1 pseudogene is annotated in these 378 nt (G+C 41.5%); it reads left to right on the top strand.

Going from position 1 to position 378, the window contains the following annotated elements:
• Positions 1–202 precede the first annotated feature (202 nt).
• Positions 203–378 (top strand): annotated as a pseudogene (locus H5089_RS20400) (SAM-dependent methyltransferase); the annotation flags it as partial.

Below are 378 nucleotides of genomic sequence, written 5' to 3'. Positions count from 1 at the left end.
CACGTACGTTGGGTAGAGCGTAGCGAAACCCAACGAGCTCCATACCCACGGCCAATACCCACACCCAATAACCCCGCATTATATATTTGAAAACGTAGGTCGGATAAGCGAAGCGCCATCCGACACAGTAGCTTGTTTAAGTTTCGGCGAATATAAACAGCTAATTAATTATGATGTATGAAGTCAAGATTTGACCCCTATGGCTGTTTTAAACGTAGGTGGAATATTTTGTTTTAACACGGTTGATAAAAATAAAATCGACAGCGATTCATTTGTAGAGCACACAGCAACAAGCGAAAATAGCTTCTTCACATTTCGTTCTGGCTGGCACTATAGTGGCAGCGGCAGTAAACAGTTATTAAAACTCAGCATAGAAAA

Origin of the sequence: Pseudoalteromonas sp. SR45-1 (assembly GCF_014163655.1) — a bacterium.
GTDB classification, from domain to species: domain Bacteria; phylum Pseudomonadota; class Gammaproteobacteria; order Enterobacterales; family Alteromonadaceae; genus Pseudoalteromonas; species Pseudoalteromonas distincta.
Note: the sequence above shows the minus strand (reverse complement) of the source record. Positions and strands in the feature narration are given on the sequence as shown.